Annotated in this window: 1 pseudogene; it reads left to right on the top strand. The window is 47.1% G+C overall.

Annotated elements, in window-relative coordinates:
- Nucleotides 1-1,277 (top strand): annotated as a pseudogene (locus ACFIK7_RS06780) (filamentous hemagglutinin); the annotation flags it as partial.

Below are 1,277 nucleotides of genomic sequence, written 5' to 3'. Positions count from 1 at the left end.
AATATTGTCTTGAGCGCCGATGATGCGCTCACTGTAGGCGCTGGACATTATAGCGCCGGCGGCTCTCTTTTGGTGGAAGCAGCAGAGCTTACATCACGCGCGCGCTTAGTGGCAGAGCAAAAAATTGACCTTTATGCGCATCACGGTGCCCTGATCCAAGAAGGCACTGTCTGGTCTAATGGGAAGATAACGCTAGATGCCCATGGTGCCCTCAATCACACGGGTGATATTGTCAGTATGCAGCAGGTTGCATTGACAGCGGGGGGCATGCTCACAACCGGTCAAGAGAGTACGATTTTAAGTTATGATGTGGTTTTAAGTGCTGATGCTTTAACCCAAGCAGGGACTGTGGAAGCCCAAGAGGGAGCATTAACCCTTCAAGTGCGTGATGGGGTTATCAATAGCGGCACAATGCGTGGTGAGAGTGTCGATGCTCATATTGGTGCATTTACCAATCAAGGGACGTTTATTGCAACCGATGATTTGCATTTGATGGTAAGCGCACAAGAAGGCGCCGATCCGCAACAAGCCTTTCTGAAGAATACATCCGAAGGGGTCCTTCAAAGTGGTGGTGTTTTTGTTGTGATCGCAGGGCAATTAGACAATGCCGGTGTGCTTGGCTCCAGTGGTGAGAATGTTGCCCTTAATGTGGCAGGAAATGTCAGCAATAGTGGGCTGATTTACGCCAAAAAATCTATGGATCTATTCAGTGATGGTAATCTGAGCAATACACAGGGCAGAATTATTGCTGAAGAGGCTCTCAGCATTGGTGGGCTGAAAGAGATACGTGCTGGTCATATAAACAATGAGGCTGGTCTTCTCAGTGCTTTAGCCGGTGAGATGAAGATTGTTGCAACGTCTTTTGTCAATAAAAGCGCTGAAACGACAAATTCAGACCAACAAAACGCTNTGCTTTAGCCGGTGAGATGAAGATTGTTGCAACGTCTTTTGTCAATAAAAGCGCTGAAACGACAAATTCAGACCAACAAAACGCTACACATGATGAAGGTGCGCATGTTTTAGCCCGGGATGGTTTGCGCATTGATGTGGGCAGTTTTGAGAATGTTGATGGTCTCATTTCTACGCAAGGGGCAGTTAATATTGTTGCTGATAGTGTGATCCAAGCAGGGCACATAGAGATTGAGCGTGGTGACCTTCAACTGACCAGCCACGGTGATTTAAGCAATAGTGGCACAATAGAAAGCAATGATACCATTGCTTTGCATGCGCAAACAAATCTCAGCCAAACGGGGCGCATTGTCTCTAAAAAGCGGATA

The sequence above is a fragment of the Bartonella sp. CL266QHHD genome, from assembly GCF_042195355.1.
GTDB lineage: Bacteria > Pseudomonadota > Alphaproteobacteria > Rhizobiales > Rhizobiaceae > Bartonella.
The sequence above is the reverse complement of the archived record's forward strand: the minus strand, read 5'-3'. Positions and strand labels throughout refer to the sequence as shown.